This is a genomic window from Kitasatospora sp. NPDC059973 (genome assembly GCF_042737525.1).
Classification (GTDB): domain Bacteria; phylum Actinomycetota; class Actinomycetes; order Streptomycetales; family Streptomycetaceae; genus Kitasatospora.
Window position 1 is genome coordinate 1 of record NZ_JBHWUI010000174.1, and the last position, 16748, is coordinate 16748.

Annotated in this window: 13 protein-coding genes; 5 read left to right on the top strand and 8 right to left on the bottom strand. The window is 74.4% G+C overall.

Translation table 11 applies throughout. The features are described from left to right. Positions 1–263 precede the first annotated feature (263 nt). Positions 264–1586 carry an MFS transporter gene (locus ACFWA9_RS32545; RefSeq protein ID WP_380392016.1) on the bottom strand — a complete coding sequence of 441 codons (1323 nt, stop codon included), beginning with the start codon at positions 1584–1586 and terminating at the stop codon, positions 264–266. Positions 1587–1780: 194 nt separating this feature from the next. On the opposite strand from ACFWA9_RS32545, the gene ACFWA9_RS32550 reads away from it, so the two are divergent. Continuing rightward, a complete protein-coding gene (locus tag ACFWA9_RS32550) occupies positions 1781–4990 on the top strand; it encodes an SNF2-related protein (protein WP_380392018.1) in 3210 nt (1069 codons plus the stop codon). An 8-nt stretch (positions 4991–4998) separates the two neighbouring features. Then, positions 4999–5205, top strand: a complete 207-nt coding sequence (locus ACFWA9_RS32555) for a hypothetical protein (RefSeq protein ID WP_380392020.1) — start codon at positions 4999–5001, stop codon at positions 5203–5205. 127 nt (positions 5206–5332) lie between these two features. Here the strand turns inward: ACFWA9_RS32555 and sph are convergent, their stop codons facing one another. The 3 genes from sph to ACFWA9_RS32570 form a co-directional block, all read right to left on the bottom strand. After that, a complete protein-coding gene (gene sph, locus ACFWA9_RS32560; protein WP_380392023.1) occupies positions 5333–6337 on the bottom strand; it encodes a sphingomyelin phosphodiesterase in 1005 nt (334 codons plus the stop codon). A gap of 72 nt (positions 6338–6409) precedes the next feature. Then, positions 6410–8506, bottom strand: coding sequence for an MMPL family transporter (locus tag ACFWA9_RS32565; RefSeq protein ID WP_352297495.1), 2097 nt, complete (start codon positions 8504–8506; stop codon positions 6410–6412). Between the two features lie 164 nt (positions 8507–8670). After that, positions 8671–9630: a deoxyribonuclease IV gene (locus ACFWA9_RS32570; protein ID WP_329490965.1), complete on the bottom strand. Its 960-nt coding sequence runs from the start codon at positions 9628–9630 to the stop codon at positions 8671–8673. A gap of 355 nt (positions 9631–9985) precedes the next feature. On the opposite strand from ACFWA9_RS32570, the gene ACFWA9_RS32575 reads away from it, so the two are divergent. Beyond that, a complete protein-coding gene (locus tag ACFWA9_RS32575) occupies positions 9986–11068 on the top strand; it encodes a nitrous oxide reductase family maturation protein NosD (RefSeq protein WP_380392025.1) in 1083 nt (360 codons plus the stop codon). A gap of 136 nt (positions 11069–11204) precedes the next feature. Beyond that, positions 11205–12236 carry a methyltransferase gene (locus ACFWA9_RS32580; RefSeq protein ID WP_329490967.1) on the top strand — a complete coding sequence of 344 codons (1032 nt, stop codon included), beginning with the start codon at positions 11205–11207 and terminating at the stop codon, positions 12234–12236. 66 nt (positions 12237–12302) lie between these two features. Here ACFWA9_RS32580 and ACFWA9_RS32585 read toward each other — a convergent pair whose 3' ends face one another. The 4 genes from ACFWA9_RS32585 to ACFWA9_RS32600 form a co-directional block, all read right to left on the bottom strand. Beyond that, a complete protein-coding gene (locus ACFWA9_RS32585; RefSeq protein ID WP_380392027.1) occupies positions 12303–12980 on the bottom strand; it encodes a class F sortase in 678 nt (225 codons plus the stop codon). 190 nt (positions 12981–13170) lie between these two features. Further along, entirely contained in the window at positions 13171–13569 is a 399-nt protein-coding gene (locus tag ACFWA9_RS32590) for a hypothetical protein (RefSeq protein WP_352297482.1), read from the bottom strand. A 330-nt stretch (positions 13570–13899) separates the two neighbouring features. Continuing rightward, complete coding sequence (locus ACFWA9_RS32595; RefSeq protein ID WP_359836030.1) at positions 13900–14403, bottom strand: hypothetical protein; 504 nt, start codon at positions 14401–14403, stop codon at positions 13900–13902. A gap of 1 nt (position 14404) precedes the next feature. Next, positions 14405–15685: a tyrosinase family protein gene (locus tag ACFWA9_RS32600; RefSeq protein WP_380392031.1), complete on the bottom strand. Its 1281-nt coding sequence runs from the start codon at positions 15683–15685 to the stop codon at positions 14405–14407. A gap of 254 nt (positions 15686–15939) precedes the next feature. Between ACFWA9_RS32600 and ACFWA9_RS32605 the strand changes: the two genes are divergently transcribed. Further along, entirely contained in the window at positions 15940–16608 is a 669-nt protein-coding gene (locus ACFWA9_RS32605) for a DUF4360 domain-containing protein (protein ID WP_380392032.1), read from the top strand. The last annotated feature ends 140 nt before the right edge of the window (positions 16609–16748 follow it).

The following is a 16748-nucleotide window of genomic DNA, read 5'->3' on the forward strand; positions in this document are numbered from 1 at the left end:
GGCCGCTACCGCCGCCCGGGCCGTTCCCCGGCCCCGGGCCGTTCCCCGGCCCCGGGCCGTTCCCCGGCCCCGGGCCGTTCCCCGGCCCCGGGCCGGTCCCCCCTGCCGTTGCCATGCCGACCACCCCCGGCGGCAGCGTTCCCATTGCCGGAGGCTTGAACCGCGTGTCGCTCCCCGGTCGACGCCCGCCCGCTCGGTCGTCGCCCGCCCCGAGCGACTCCACCTCGCGGTCCGCGGGCGGCAACTCCTCCGGAGGCCGGACCTCAGGCGCGCAGTTCCGGTGCCCTGTCGACGGCTCCGCCCGGGGGAGTGCTCGGCGGTTCGGCCGTCGGTGCCGCGAGCGCCGCCAACCGCCGTTCGCAGGAGCGGCGTTGTACGACGGAGAGTCCCGCGACGGCGGCGCCGAGGGTGAGCCAGCCCGCCGGCCCGGCGGCCATCACCGCGCCGGTCAGCAGCAGCGGGCCGGCCGACTTCTGGACGGACTGGGCCATGCCGGCCACGCCCAGGTAGGAGGCCCGGGCCCGTTCGGGGGCCAGCGAGACGGCCAGTTCCCAGGAACTCACCGACCGCATCAGCTCGGCGGCGGTGACCAGCATCGCGGCGACCAGCAGGGCGGCCGCCGCCGACCAGGCCCCGCCGCCGGTGCCGAGTGCCACGACCGCGCAGCCCGCCGACATCGCCACGCCGTACAGGGTGACCGCCGCCGCCGCGCGGTGCGGGCCCTCGGCGCGCGCGGAGACCCGGAGTTGGAGCACCACCACCAGGACGGTGTTGATCGCGAGGAAGGCGGGCACGAGGGCGTGCGGCGCCGAGGTGTGGTTCACCAGCCAGAGCGGAAGCCCGACGTTGAGCACCGAGTCGTCCAGGCTCATCGGGATGTCCAGGAGGACGAAGCGCAGGTACCCGCGGTCCCGCCACGGGCTGGGCGCCGGCTCCTGTGCCGGGGCGCCCGGCGTATCGGCCCGCGCCGCGACCCGGCCGCCGCCGCGCGGTTCCCGGGTGCGCCACACCAGGGCGGCGGTCACCGCGAAGGACAGCGCGTTGCCGAGGACCAGCGCCCGGTAGGCGTCGGTGGTGCCCACCGCCAGGCCGATCGCCGCGATGCCCGCGCCCAGCGCGTACCCGGCGTTGGCCGCGCTGCGGGTGAGTGCCTGGTAGGTGGAGCGCCGCTCGCCCGTCGCCCGGGTGGCGAAGAGCATCTCCAGCGTCTTGGCCGCCCGCTCGCCCAGGGAGGTCACCGCCATCACGGCGAGCAGCGCGGTGAAGCCGTCGCAGACCAGCAGCAGGCCCATCGTGACGATCCGCACCAGGTGGCACCCGATCAGTAGCCCCCGGACGGGGAACCGTTCGGCCAGTTGCCCGGCCAGCGGGGAGCCGGCGATGCCCGCCACGGCGGCCACGCCCAGCAGCAGGCCGACCTGCTGCGCGTCCAGCCGGGTGACGAAGGTGAAGTACAGCACCGAGGCCGCGGCCCACACCCCCGTGCCGGTCCGGTCCAGGAACTGGGCGAGCAGCATGATCCGCCCGTCCCGTCCGCCCGGTGGCCGCCGCAGCTGCGCCAGTAGTCCGCCCCCGTGCTGTGCCATGACCTCTGCCCCTCGCCGTTCCGGTGTTCGGGGAGCAGCCTGCCGGACATGAATCTCGACGTCAAGATACTTGATGTCAACAGACCTCGCGGGGGTACTTGCGGGGACGACCACCCGCCGCCCGGCCGACCTGTCGGACCTCGAAGCTAGGCTGGGAAGCCCGCTGTCCGCACCGCTCCGGAAGGCCCCGGCCGATGTACGCCCTGCACGCGCTCTGGCGAGCCGACGGCCGCCTCGCCCTCTGGGCGGAGGATGCCGCGGTGTACCGGGAGGGCCGCGCGGCGGCCGACCGGAGTGCGGCGGACGGCGCCCGGGCCGGCGCTCATCCGTTCGCCTGCGCGGCCGCCGACGTCGCGCGTCTGCTGGGCGCGATCGGGCCGGGCCTCGACTGGCTCGCCGGCCAGGGGGCGGAGCGCTGGACCGGCCTGCTGCTGCCCGCCCTAGGCGGCCGACCGGTGCCCTCGCCCGATCTGCCGGTCGGAGCCGCGCCGCGCGGGGTCACGCTCAGCCCCTGGCGGGTGCCGACGCTGCTGTTCGACGCCGCCGAGGCGGCCCAGCTGCTGGGTGCCCTGCACGACCCGCACTGGCCGGGCGCGACCGTCGAGCTCCCGGGCGGCGAAACCGTCGAGGTCGCGTACGGCGCCTCGCTGCGCTGGCTGTCCGCCGTCCACGACCTCGCCTGGCGGCTGGTCGGGCGAGGGCGGCTGCTGCCCGCGCTGGAGCAGGAGCGGCCGGGGGAGTGGTACGCGCGCTGGCGGCCCGCGCCGGACACCGCGGCCCGCCGGGAGCTCGCGGCCCTGGCCGCCGGCTGCCCCCCGGTCTGCCGCGCCGAGCGCGCGCCGGGACCGCCCACGCCGGGACCGCCCGCGCCCGGACCGCCCGCGCCGGGACCGCCCGCGCCCGCACCGCCCACGCCCGGACCGCCCACGCCCGGACAACACGCGCCCGGACCACCGACAACGGAGCCGGCGCCGGCCGGGCGCAGCGCCGTCGACCTGTTGACAGAACTGCTGGACACCCTGGTCGACCGCGAGGCCCGGGCCGCGCTCGCGGACCTCGAACCGCCCGCCGAACCGTGGCTCGCCGCGCTCCACTCCGCCGACGGCCGGCTTCCCGAGCGCCCGCCCGCCGACCTGCCCGAGCGGCTCGCCGCCTGGTACGCCGCCCGGTCCCCGGACAGCCCGGTCCGGCTGAACCTGCGCCTCGGCGAACCGCTCGGGCCGGACCCGGACGACCCCGACGGCGGCGCCGTCGCCGACTCCTGGCGGCTCGACCTGCTGGTCCAGGCCGCCGACCGGCCGTCCCTGGTGGTCCCCGCCGCCGCGCTGTGGGCCGAGGACGAGGCGTACGCGGCCCTGGCCCGCACCGTCCCGGATCCGGCCGAGGCCTACCTGGCCGAGCTCGACCGGGCCGCCCGGATCCACCCGCCGCTGCGCACCGCCCTGCTGGACCCCCGCCCCACCGGTGTCGACCTGGACCGCGACGGCGCGCTGGACTTCCTGCGCACGGCGGCGCCGGCCCTCACCCGGGCCGGCTTCGGGGTGCTGCTCCCGGCCTGGTGGCAGCGGCGCCCCCGGATCGGGCTGGTCCTCACCGCGGCTCCGGCCGTCACCCCCGGCGCGGTCAAGCGCACCGCGCAGATCGACCGGGATGCCGTACTGGCCTTCCAGTGGCAGCTCTCGATCGGTGAAGTGGCCCTCACCGAGCAGGAGTTGGCCGAGATTGCGGCCGCCCAGCAGGGCCTGGTCCGGCTGCGCGGCCGCTGGATCGAGGTCGACCAGGCCCAACTCGCTGCCGCGGTGAGGTTCCTGGCCGACCACGGCAGCGGCACGATGGAGCCGGTCGAGCTGCTCCGACTGGCCGTGGACGACCGCGCCAGTGTGGACGGCTTCCCCGTCACGGCCGTCCACGCGACCGGGCCGATCGGCGACCTGCTGGCCGGTCGGCCCGGTGACGCCGACCGGACGCCGCAGCTGCCCGAGGCCTTCACCGGCACTCTCCGCCCCTACCAGCGCAGGGGGTTGGCCTGGCTGGACGCCCTCGGGCGGCTCGGCCTGGGCGCGGTGCTCGCCGACGACATGGGGCTGGGCAAGACCGTCCAGACCCTCGCGCTGCTCGCGCTGGAGCAGGAGCGCGGCGCGGCCGGGCCCACCCTGCTGGTCTGCCCGATGTCGCTGGTCGGCAACTGGCAGCGGGAGGCCGCCCGGTTCGCCCCCGGCCTGCGCGTGCACGTCCACCACGGCGCCGACCGCTCGGCGCCCGATCCGTCCGCCGATCTGGTGATCACCACCTACGGGCTGGTCCAGCGCGACGTCGCCGACCTGCGGCGGATCCGCTGGCGGCGGATCGTCGCCGACGAGGCCCAGCAGGTGAAGAACCCGGCGGCCCGGCAGTCCAGGGCGCTGCGATCACTGCGCTCCGGCCCCCGGATCGCCCTCACCGGCACCCCCGTCGAGAACCGGCTGGCCGATCTGCACGCCGTCCTGGACTTCGCCAACCCCGGCCTGTTCGGCAGTGCGGAGTCGTTCAAGGAGCGTTTCTCGATCCCGGTCGAGCAGTCCGGCAACGCCGAGGTCGCGGCCCGGCTGCGGCGGTTGAGCGGTCCGTTCCTGCTCCGCCGGAGCAAGAGCGACCCGCTGATCGCCCAGGACCTCCCGGCCAAGCAGGAGTTCACCGTCCACTGCGGGCTCACCGCCGAACAGGCCGGTCTCTACCGGGCGGTGGTCGCCGATCTGCTGCGGCGCCTCCAGGGCATCCGGGGTGTGGAGCGCAAGGGGGCGGTGCTGGCGGCGATCGGCCGGCTCAAGCAGGTGTGCAACCACCCGGCCCAACTCCTCCACGACGGAACGGAGGTGGCCGGGCGCTCGGGCAAGGTCGAGCGGCTGGTCGAGGTGCTGGAGGAGGCGCTGGCCGAGGGGGACCGCGCGCTGGTCTTCACCCAGTACGCCGAGTTCGGCGCGATGCTCCAGCCGTACCTGAGCCGCCGCCTCGGCGGCGAGGTGCTGTACCTGCACGGCGGGGTGCCCCGGGGGCGGCGGGACGACCTGGTCGAGCGGTTCCGGGCCCCGGACGGCCCGCGGGTCTTCCTGCTCTCGCTCAAGGCCGGCGGCACCGGTCTGAACCTCTCTTCCGCCAACCAGGTGATCCACCTGGACCGTTGGTGGAACCCGGCGGTCGAGGACCAGGCCACCGACCGGGCGCACCGGATCGGCCAGCGCCGCGACGTGCAGGTCCGGCGGCTGGTCTGCGTCGGTACCGTCGAGGAGCGGATCGCCGACCTGATCTCCGCCAAGCGCGCGCTGGCCGACGCCGTGGTCGGCGGCGGCGAGCAGTGGCTGGCCGAGCTGTCCACCGAGCGGCTGCGCGAGCTGCTGACCCTGTCCGCCGACGCGATCGGGGAGTGACCGCCGCCATGCCACCACCCGATGACCGCCCGTTGACGGAGTCGCTCGACACCTTCTGGCAGGGCAGGGTCCCGCCGCCGGTCGCGCCCGCCGACGCCGGCCCCGAAGCGGCCCCGGCCGTCGACGGGTTGGTCGCCTCCGGGATCACCGTGCGCGGCCGCCCGCTGGAGGCGCTGCTCGCCCCCGCGTACCGGCGGTTCACCGACACCGGCTGACCGGCGAGGAGGTCCCCTCCCGGCCACGCCCCGCCCCGCCGGGCGAGCGGCCCCTCCCGGTCCCAACCGCCCCGCCGGTGCCCGAGGTTCACGCCGCGGGCACCGGCCGGGCAGGCGGTAGGCCGGGCTACCGAGCCGTCAGCGGGTAGTGGTCGGAGAGGTCGTTGTAGGAGTAGCTCGTACCCCAACTGCTCACCGTCCACGGCGAGCTGTGGAAGCGGACCACCGTGTTGGTGTAGCGCGCGGGCCGGGCGTGGTCGGCCCGGTAGAGGACGTAGTCCAGGTCCTCCTTGGGCTCACCGGGGTAGCGGTAGGCGGCGATCGAGTTGTCGACCGTGTCGAAGGAGTTGGCCCAGCCGTCGCGGGTGTCGGCGGGCGCCACATTCGCGTTGGTCAGCAGCGACGGGTACTCGCTGCCGTGCGAGTCGATGTTGAGGTCGCCCGCGATCAGCACCGGCTCGGCGGCCGGGATGTTCTTGCCGTCGATGAACGCCTTCATGGCCTTGAGCTGCGCCGCCCGGACCGCCGCGGGCTGCCCGGCCGAGCAGCCGGTGTCGGTGGACTGCAGGTGCGTGCCGATGACGTGCGTGCGCGAGCCGTTGACGTCCAGCACCGCGTAGACGAAGCCCTTGTTCGACCACCAGTCGCTGCCGCAGGCGTCCTTGAAGACGTACTGCTCCTTGCGCAGGATCGGCCACTTGCTGAGCAGCGTCACCCCGCCGTCCTCCGGGGTGGTGGAGGTGTAGCTGCCGCTGGTGGCGTCCCAGCCGGAGGTCGAGCGGCCGACCACGGGGGTGTGGTACGGGTACGCGGCGGAGGCCTGTGCGGTGAGCTGGTCGGAGGCGCTGTTGTCGAAGGCCTCCTGGAGCACGACCACGTCGTGGCCCTGGAAGACGTCGGCGGCGGCGATCGCCTTGGCTCGGTAGTCCTGGCCCCAGTTGGGGTACAGGTTCTTGCTCATCAGGAAGACGTTGTACGTCAGCACGTCGAGCGGCGCGACGGACGGGGTGGCGGCGCTCGCGGTCGGCGCGGTCACCGCCCGGGCGGCGGCGCAGGGGGCGAGCAGGGCGGCGGCGACGGCACCGGCGGCGGCGAGTCGCGAGGCGCGCCGGAGGGTGGTGGGAGTTGGCATGCGCGCAGTCAACGCGCTCCCGGCCACGTCCGGCAAGACGTTCGACAAGCAGTTTGTGAACTCATCGGTAACTCAAAGATGTCTGCTCAACTGGCTTTCCGGATCGTGGACTTGCCTGGACAACTTGTTCGGCCACCACATGTGCCGGTCCAGGTCCATGGTCAGCGCGGTGACCAGCACCGAGCGCACCACCAGGGTGTCCAGCAGCACTCCGAGTGCCACCGCGAAGCCGATCTCGGCGAACCCCACCACCGGCAGCGTCCCGAGCACCGCGAAGGTGCTGGCCAGGATCAGCCCGGCGGAGGTGATCACCCCACCGGTCGCGGCCAGCCCGGCCACCGCCCCCTGCCGGGTGCCGAGTCGGGCGGACTCCTCCCGCACCCGGGTCATCAGGAAGATGTTGTAGTCGATGCCGAGCGCGACCAGGAAGACGAAGACGAACAGCGGGAACGCGTTGTCCTGGCCCTCGAAGTGGAAGACGTGCTCGAAGAAGAACGCGCTGATCCCGAGCGCCGCCGCGTAGGAGAGCACCACGGTCGCGATCAGCACCAGCGGCGCGGTGACGGCCCGCAGCAGCACCGCCAGGATCACCAGCACCACGCCGAGCACCAGCGGGATGATCGTCCGGTTGTCGTTGGCGGCGGCCCGTCCGGCGTCCAGGATCACCGCCGTGCTGCCGCCCACCTTGGCGTCGGCGTTCGGCACCGCGTGGACGGCGGCCCGCACCCGGTCCACGGTGTCCTTGGCGGCCTGGCTGTCCGGCGGGTCGGCGAGCGTGGCCTGGAACAGCGCCTGCCCCTCGTGGGTGGTCGGGGTTGACGTCCCGGCGATCCCGGGGGTCTCCTGCGCCACCGCGCGGACGGTACCGGCCTCGCCCGCCGCGCTGATCACGGTCAGCGGAGCGCCGGTGCCGCCGGGGAAGTGCTGCTCCAGCACCTGCTGGCCGACCACCGAGTCCGGCGTCCCGGTGAACGAGCCGGCCGTGCTCAGACCGGTGGCGTTCAGCGAGACCAGCCCGATGCAGCAGGCCCCGAGGGCCAGCGCGGTGCCGATCCACACCTTGCGCGGTCGGCGGTCGATCCAGCCGCCGACATGGGCCCACCGGCCGGTCCTGGTCGGCTCCGGCGTCCCGTACGCGGGCTTGACCGGCCAGAACACCCAGCGGCCGACGACCACCAGCAGTGCCGGCAGCAGCGTCAGCATCGCGGCCAGGGCGACCAGCACGCCGATCGCGCAGACCGGGCCGAGGCCCCTGGTGGAGTTCATCTCGGCGACCAGCAGGCAGAGCATCGAGGCGACCACGGTGGCCGAGGAGGCCAGGATCGCCGGCCCGGCCCGGTGCAGCGCGAACGCCATCGCCTCGTGCCGGTCCTCGTGCCGGCGCAGCTCCTCCCGGTAGCGGGCGGTGAGCAGCAGCGCGTAGTCCGTGCCGGCGCCCAGCACCAGCACGATGAGGATGCCGGCGCTCTGCGCGTTGACGGTCAGTCCGGAGTGCTCGGCGAGGAGGTAGATCACGGCCTGGGAGACGACGAGCGCGCCCGCCGCGGAGATCAGCGGCAGCGCCCAGAGCACCGGGCTGCGGTAGGTGAGCAGCAGCAGGATGATCACCACGCTGATGGTGGCGGCCAGCAGGGTGCCGTCGATGCCCGCGAACGCCTCGGCCTGGTCGGCGCCGACCCCGGCCGGGCCGGTGACGTGGGTGGCCATGCCCATGCTGTTGTCGGCGGCGGTCGCGCGCATGCTGTCCACCGCCGGACGCAGGTCCTGCCAGCCGCCGGTGCCGATGTCGACCGGCACGATCGTCTGCATCGCCTGGCCGTCGGCGGAGACCACCGGTCCGACCACCGGCCCCAGGACGTGCGGGGCGCTCGCGAAGGCCGTCGCGTCGCGGGCGGCCTCGACCCGGTCGGCGGGGGTGATTCCGCCGTCCCGCTGGTAGACCACCACGGCCTGCGCGGTGTCGACCGGTTGGAAGGCCCGCTGTTCGTTCAGGACCTGGGTGGACTCCGCGTTGCCCGGCAGCCAGCTGGACGCCTGGTTGTCCTCGGCGTCGGTGAGTTTGCCGGCCAGTGGCCCGGCCACCACCAGCAGCACCAGCCACAGCGCCAGGACCACCCACTTGCTGCGGCGGCCGCACGGCAGGGTGGCCAGCTTCCGGGTCGGGCTCATCGGAAACTCCCAGGGGCCTCGGGCGTCAGTCGTCCCAGCCTCCCACCGCTCCCGCGACCCGGCAGCCCGGGCTGAACCGGTCGGGGGGCGGCCCGTACCGAACCGGGCGGGGGCGGCCCGCCGGGCGTGGTCCGCGGGCCGCCCGCGGCGCCGGAGCCCGGTGGCTACGCCGGTACGGCGGCCCGCGCGCGCAGCTCCTTCAGGACCGCGATGTCCCTCGCGTGCCCGGTGCCGTCACCGCCGTGCTTGCGGTCCGGGGTCTCCACCAGAAGCGGGACACCGGCTGTCGCGGGGTGCTCGAAGAGCTCGCGGAACGGCTCCGCCCCGATCAGCCCGGCCCCGATGTTGGCGTGCCGGTCCTTGCGCGCGCCGACGGCGTCCTCCGAGTCGTTGGCGTGGATCAGGCGCAGCCGGCCCGGCCCGGCGGCCGCGACCAGGGCGTCCAGCGCCGCGCCGGTGCCGCCCGGCGCCGCGAGGTCGTGACCGGCCGCGAAGGCGTGGCAGGTGTCCAGGCAGACCCCGACCCTGGGGTGGCCGTCCAGCGCGTCGAGGTACGCCGCCAGGTCCTCCATCCGGGAGCAGAGCGAGCTGCCCTGACCGGCCGTCGGTTCCAGCAGCAGCCAGGGCGCGTCCTCGCCGAGCGCGTCCAGCTCGTCCAGCAGGGGTCGGACGTCCGCGCGGACCTGGGCCATCGCCTCGGCCCGCCGTGAGCCGCCGCCCGGGGCAGTCCCGACCGCCGAACCGGTGTGCAGCACCACGCCCGCGGCGCCGATCGCGTGGCCGCGCAGCAGGGAGTGCCGTAGCGAGTCGGCCGAGCGTTCGCGGGTCGCCGCGTTGTCCGAGCCGAAGTTGATCAGGTACGGCGCGTGCACGTACGCTGGGATGCCCTGCTCGGCACAGGCGGTGCGGAACTCCGCGTCCTGGGCGGGATTGCCCGGGGGAGTGGCCCAGCCGCGCGGGTTCGCCACGAACACCTGCACCGTCTCGGCACCGACCCGGCGCGCGTACGCGAGGCCCGTCCCGGCCAGTCCGCGGGCGGCCACCGGCACGTGGGCGCCGATCGGATTGCGGGCGGAGGCGGCGGGTACGGCCGCGGCGGGCGGCGCGGCGACGGCGGTGTTCATGACCCCGAGCATGCCACGCGGGCCGGCGGGCCCGGCGCCCGGACGGGTGCGGTCCGGACGGGCTCGCCCCACCGCCGCCCCACCCCGTGTCTCCCCACCCCGAGTCTCCCCGCCCACGGCCCCGATCCGTCGTCCCCCCGCCCCGCCCCGACCCACCCCCGCCGCCCCGCGCCACGCCGACGGGCCCGCCCACCTGGCCGACGCCCCGTCAGCCCCGCAGCCCAGCCCTGGTGGCGGGCCCCCTCGCACGCCCATAGCGTCGATTCGGCCGACACCCACCGGCCGTCATCCCCCGCACACTCCGTGTCACCGCGCCGGCGTCCCCGCGAGCGCGCAAGAAAGCAGGTCACCATTCATGCCCACGCGACGGGTCCACCACCTCGCCGCGGCCACCGCCGCCGCCACGACCGCACTCACCACCGCCCTGACCGCGCTCGGCGCCGCACCTCCGGCCCACGCCGCCGGGACGGTGCACCTCGTCCAGCCGGGCGAATCGATTCAGCAGGCCGTCGACGAGGCCGGCCCCGGCGACACCGTCCAGCTGCTCCCCGGCACCTACCGGGGCAGCGTCCGGATCACCACCCCGGGCCTCACCCTGCGCGGAGCCGGCCCGGACAGCGTGGTCGCCCCCGGTGACGCCGCCGACGGCAACGCCTGCGCCACCGCCGGCCACGGCCTCTGCGTGGTCGGGGCCGGCGCCGGCCCGCTCACCGACGTGACGATCGAGGCCCTCGCCGTCACCGGCTTCCGCAAGAACGGCATCAACGCCTCCGGCACCGACCGCATGACCGTCCGCGCCGCCTACGTCCACGACAACGGCCAGCAGGGCATCAGCCAGGAGAAGTCCACCCGTGCCGTGATCACCGGCAACGAGTCGACCCGCAACGGCCAGTCCGGCGTCTTCCTCGCCAACGCGGTGGACAGCGAGGGCGGGGCCCTCACCACTGACGGCACCGTGGTCAGCGGCAACCTGCTCACCGACAACCGGATCGGCGTCACCGTCCGCCGGCTGCGCGACCTCAGCGTCGAGGCGAACGAGATCCACGGCAACTGCGGCGGTGTCTTCATCGTCGGCGACGAAGGGGTCCCCCGGGCCGGGGCGCTGAGCGTCAGCCACAACCGGGTCGTCGCCAACAACAGCTACTGCCCGCCCAACCCCCGCCTCGACGCCATCCAGGGCACCGGCATCCTGCTCACCGGCGCCGAGGACACCACGGTCGCCGGCAACGAGGTCACCGACAACGTGGGCGTCTCGCCGATGTCCGGCGGCATCGTGCTCTTCCGCAGCGTGGTCGGCGTGGCCAACGCCCGGAACACCGTCACCGGCAACCACGTGGTCGGCAACGGTCCGGCCGACCTCGCCGACCGCGACACCGGTACCTCCAACTCCTTCGCGCGCAACCAGTGCGCGGTCTCCGAGCCGGCCGGCCACTGCTGAGCCGCAGGCCCCCACCCGCGGCCGCGGGGCACCCCGGCCACCCGGCGACGCCCCGGCTCCCCCGTACCCCAGCCCACCTCCCACCTCCCACCTCCCACCTCCCACCTCCCACCTCCCACCTGCAGAAAGACGGCACATGACCACCGCACCCGCCACCACCCCGCAGGCCGCGATGCGCCTGCGGGAGCTCGTCTTCGGCGCCGCCTGCGCCGCCGCCGTCCGCGCGGCCGCCAGGCTCGGGGTCGCCGACGCGCTCGGCGACACCCCGACCACCGTCACCGACCTCGCGGCCGCGCTCGACACCGAGCCCAAGCCGCTGCGCCGGCTGATGCGTGCCCTCACCTGCTACGGCATCTTCCACGAGACGGGTGACGACCGCTTCGAGCACACCGAGATGTCCCGGCTGCTGCGCGAGGACGCCCCGAACAGCCTGCGCTACATCTCCCTCTGGTGCACCGAGCCGTGGACGTGGGAGGCCTGGCCGAAGCTGGACGAGGCCGTCCGCTCCGGCCGCAACGTCTTCCCCGAGCTGTTCGGCAAGGAGTTCTTCGACTACCTGCACAGCGAGGGCGGGGACTCGGCCAAGGTCTTCGACAAGGCGATGACCACCTCCAGCCGGCAGTCCGCGGTCGACTTCGCCGAGTACCTCGACCTCACCGGGATCGACTCGGTGGTCGACATCGGCGGTGGCCAGGGCCATGTGCTGGCCAGCCTGCTGGAGAAGCACCCGGCCCTGCACGGCACCCTGCTGGACCTGCCCAAGGTGGTCGCCGGCGCCGACCCCCGGCTCCGCGACGGCGGCGCCTTCGCGGCCCGGGCCCGGCTGGTCCCCGGTGACTGCCGGGTGGACATCCCGGTCCACGCCGACCTCTACATCATCAAGAACATCCTGGAGTGGGACGACGAGAGCACCCGTCGCACCCTCGCCAACGTGGTCCTGGCGGCCCGTCCGGGCGCGCGCGTCGTCGTGGTCGAGAACCTGGTCGACGACAGCCCGTCGATGCGCTTCACCACCGCGATGGACCTGATGCTGCTGCTCAACGTCGGCGGCGCGAAGCACTCCAAGGAGAGCCTGGTGCGGCTGATGGAGGAGGCCGGACTGGACGTGGCCGACGTCCGCCCGGTCAACCCGTACCTGCACGCCTTCGAGGCCACCGTGCGCGGCTGACCGCCGCACCGCACCGAGCGACCGCCGGCCCCGCAGTGGGGACCGGCGGTCGCTCGGTGTCCGGGCTCACGCCTTGCGCGAGGACTCCAGGTGCGCGAAGACCACCACGTTGTCCAGGTAGTCCTTGCGCTTCTTGTCGTACACGCCGCCGCAGGTGATCAGCCGCAGCTGGGAGTCGGTGGTCTTCCCGTACACCTTCTGGTCGGGGAAGGCGTTCTTCGCGAAGGTCTCCACCGAGTCCACCACGAAGACGGCGACCGTGCCGTCGGCCCGCTGCACCTCCACCTTGTTGCCGGGGACGACCAGGCTGAGCAGCAGGAAGACCGCGGCGCCCTTGGCGGTGTCGACGTGACCGGCCACCACGGCGGCGCCGCGCTCACCGGGCGAAACGCCGTCGCGGTACCAGCCGACCAGGTTCTTGTCCTCCGGCGGCGGTGCGTTGAGCTCACCGGACGGGTTCAGCGTCAGCTCGGTGAAGGGCGCGTCGACGGCGATCTGCGGAATCCGCAGCCGGGTCGGCTTGGAGCGCTTCAGCACGGGGGCCGCCGGCTTGGCGGCGGCCGCGGGCGAGGCCGCGCCACCCGGGGACGCGCTCGCGGTGGCGGCCGGGGGAGCGGCCTGGCCGGGTCCGGGATCGGACGCGGGCGCCAGGTCCACCGAGTTGTAGATCATCAGCAGACCGGCGGCCGCGGCGCCCATACCCACGCGCAGCAACCGGGACGTTCCAGTGGCCGGACCGGCCATCGTTCCACTCCTAGGTCATGCCGGTCGTCACCACCGGGCGGTGTTCGCTGTCCACGGGCGGCGCCTGCGGCCGCCGGGCACGGCGCCGCCCGCCCCGTGGAGGAGGGGCCGGGGCGCCGCCGCACGTGCCCCCGCCGTGGCCACCACTGAGGACGGTGGCCACGGCGGGCAGGCTACGGAGAGAGCCCGGTCAGATCGCGGCGCCGCTGGTCCGGCGACCGCGCCGCAGCGCGATGGCGCCGGCGCCCAGGCCGCCGAGCAGCAGGACGGCGCCGGAGGCGAGGCCGCCACCGGACAGGGCGAGGCCGCCGCCACCGGTGTGCACGCCACCGTGCGGAGTCTTCTCCTCGGCCTTGTGCTCCTCGCCGGAGGGCGCGGAGGGCGCGGCCGGCGCGGAGGGCACGGACGGGGCGGCCTTGTCCTGCTTGTCGTCCCAGGTCTTCTGACCGTCGGGGGTGGCAGCCTTGTCCTGCTTCTCCTGCCAGGTGAGGTTCTTGTCGGCGGTGCCGTCCGCGTACGCGGCGGGGGCGGCAACGGTCAGGGCGGCGGCGACGGCCGCTCCGGCGAGCAGCGTGCGTGCAGAACGCATGGGGTGGGTCCTTCCGGCGCGGGCCGCGACTGCCGACACGTCGTCGGGCAAGGGGACTCGCGGAGTGCGCCTGAACCACCGTCATCCACCGCGGCGGCCGTTGCCACCGGAGGGCGGCGGTGGCCGGTGTGGCGGTGCGCCCTTCGAGTGGACTCCTGGGCGGGTTCACCCGAGTGCCCCGGCGATCCGGGTGATTCGGTATCCGGGCCCCCGACGCGCTGCGGCCGCCGCCGGCCGGGGCAGGGCCGGCGGCCACCGCCCCCGCCCCGGTCACGTCGAACGGCGGGCCCGGGGCCGCCGCCGGAGCGCCGGGCCCGACCGCGGCCCGGGTCAGTGCAGCTGCTGCACGCCCCCGCTGTCACGGACGAAGACGGACCGGGTGTCGGTGGCCCGGTAGCGCTCCTTCAGGGTGAACGCGGCGGGCGTACCGGGCGCGGGCGCGTCCGGGGCCTCGTAGTAGAGGACGTACGTCTTCGCGCTGTCCGTCTGGCTCTCCAGCTGGAGCCAGCCGGTGAATCCGGCGGCCGGGAAGGTGCCGGTCGCGGTGACGGTCGTGGCGGAGGACGTCTGGCTGAACGCGAAGGCCGCGGTGCCGAGCTGGAGGCGCTTGTGCCCGCTCTCGTGCCAGCGGCGGAAGAGCGCGATCCACTCCTGCGGCCACGGGCCGCCCTCGGAGTCCGGAGGCATCCCGGCGCCGTCGATCCGGGAGAGGATGTCGTCCGCGTTCGCGACCACGGAGTCGAAGTCCCAGAGGTCGACCGCGAAGGTCATGTGCTCCTGGTCGGTCGCCCGGAACATGGGCTGGATGTGGAGTTCGAAGACCGGAGTACGCATCTCAGCCGTACACCTCCATCAGGACGTCCTTCAGGGCGACCTCCTGGAGCAGGCCGGGAGCCTCCTGGGGCCGGCCGTAGGGGTCGGGGGAGGGGAGGTACTGGAGCGTCAGCACGAGGTCCTCGGGGGCCGGGGCCGCCGCGAGGACGGCCGTGACGTCGAAGCGCGCGTTGCACTCGGTCGGGTGGTGGGGGTGCGGCCGGCCGTCTGCGGGGCGGTCGTCGGGGGCCGTCCGGTGCGACTTCCACATCGTGACGTAGCCGACGCCGTAGTGGTCGGCGAAGTCCGGGTCGTCGGCCCGGAACGCGACGTCGGCGGGGTGGACGTAGGCGCGCAGCACGTAGCTGCCGGCGACCGGGACCTTCAGGTCGTCGAGCCGGACTATCACCTTCCGCGCCTCGGCCGGCGGGGCGGCGAGGCTGAACTCGGCCCGGGAGTCGGCCCGCAGCGAGGCCGTGAGGCTCGGCGCGGACACCAGGCTCAACGGCTGGGCCGCCAGCAGCCGGCGGACGACCGGCTGCGGGGTCGGCACGTCGAAGTCGGCCTTGAGCCGGTCGGTGAGTTCGTACCGGTAGCCCAGCGCCACGGTGTCGGCGAAGTCCGCCACCTTGTGCTTCTCCTGGGAGAGGAAGCCGCGCAGGTCGTGGTCGGGCGAGGTGGGGGCGGGGGATCCGTTGCGGCGCTGCCACTCGGCCCAGAGCAGGTCGATGAAGGCGTGGAAGCTGTAGTAGATCGGGTCCATCGACGCGGTGGACGGGTCCGCCATCAGGCCGCCGATGTAGTTGCCGTGCATGAAGTTGTGCGGGCCGGACTCCAGCCGCCCGAAGTCGCCTCCCGGGTGGGCCGCCGGGAAGCCGCCGAACTCGCCCTGGTCGGTCTCGGTGGTCACGATGTCCAGGGTGTCGGGCGGAAGTGCCGTGGCCACGGTGTTGCGGTCCTCGACGAGCCCGGGCAGCGAGAACGCGGCCGGGAACTTCCCCGTCGTCTCCGGGTGCAGCCAGTCCCAGTAGGGCAGCGTGACGTTCGCCGTGCGCGGGGGGTCGGACTCCTGCAGGAGCTTCTCGAAGTGGTACAGGTGCGAGCGGTGCCACGGCAGGAACAGGTCGTTGCCGTGCTCGCACGGGCCCACGAACATGTCGTTGTGCAGGGCGGCCTGGAAGTCGTACCCGGTCTCGTCGTCCGGGTTCGCGGCGGACCGTGCGCGCAGGATCCCGAGGGCGTGGACGTAGTCGTCCAGCTCGGCCGGGCTGAGGGAGTTGATGTCGCGTCGGCTCGTGGTCATGGGGTCACCTCCGTTGTGCGGCACACCGTATGCGCACGGGGTGATCGCCCTGGTGAGCCGTGCGGTGCGGCGCGCTCCGCGCCAGTCGACCGGCGTACCGCCCGGCGCCGGATCGTCCGCCCCGGCGCTCGGCGATGCGCCGGTCCGCGCCCCTGGCCGCGGCACCGCTATCGGTGGTGACATGTACCCGACAAGCCCGCCGGATGGCGCGCACGTGGGGGTGCGGCCCGTGACCGGTGGGCCGACGGAAGGAAATGCCCGTGACTGTACGCATGATGGCCGCCGGCGGTGCGGCGGTGGCAGCGCTGCTCGGCTCCTCGCTCACCGGCGTCGGCGGCGAGGCCGCCGCGACCGGCTGGAGCACGCCGCCGCCGGACAAGATCGTCATCGACGTGGCCACCGTCAACGGGTCCGGCTGCCCGGCGGGTACCGCCGCCATCGCCGTCTCCCCGGACAACACGGCCTTCACCGTCACCTACAGCGACTACATCGCGCAGGTGGGTGTCGGGTCGAAGCCCACCGACTTCCGGAAGAACTGTCAGCTCAACCTGAACGTCCACGTCCCGCAGGGCTTCACCTACGCGATCGCCGCCGCCGACTACCGGGGCTACGCGCACCTGGTGCCGGGGGCGTCCGCCGTGCAGAAGGCGAACTACTACTTCCAGGGCTCGCCCCAGACCACCTCGCTCAGCCACAGGTTCACCGGGGCCCTCGACGACAGCTGGCAGGCGACCGACAGCGTCGCCGTGGCGGCGCTGGTCTGGGCGCCCTGCGGGGAGCTGCGCAACTTCAACATCAACACCGAACTCCGGGTCAACGCCGGCACCTCGGACCCGACCAGGACCACCAGCTTCATGACCATGGACTCCACCGATGGCAGCATCAACACCGTCTACCACCTCGCCTGGAGGCAGTGCCCCTGACGCCGGACGCGCACGGCCCGGCGGGCCGCGCCCCCCCCGGCGCCCGGGGGGGCCCGCCGGGGCGGGGGTGAGCGGGGTCAGCTCGCGCCGCCGCGCGCCCCCCCGGAGAACTCGGGGTGGTATACACAAAAACCGGCCCC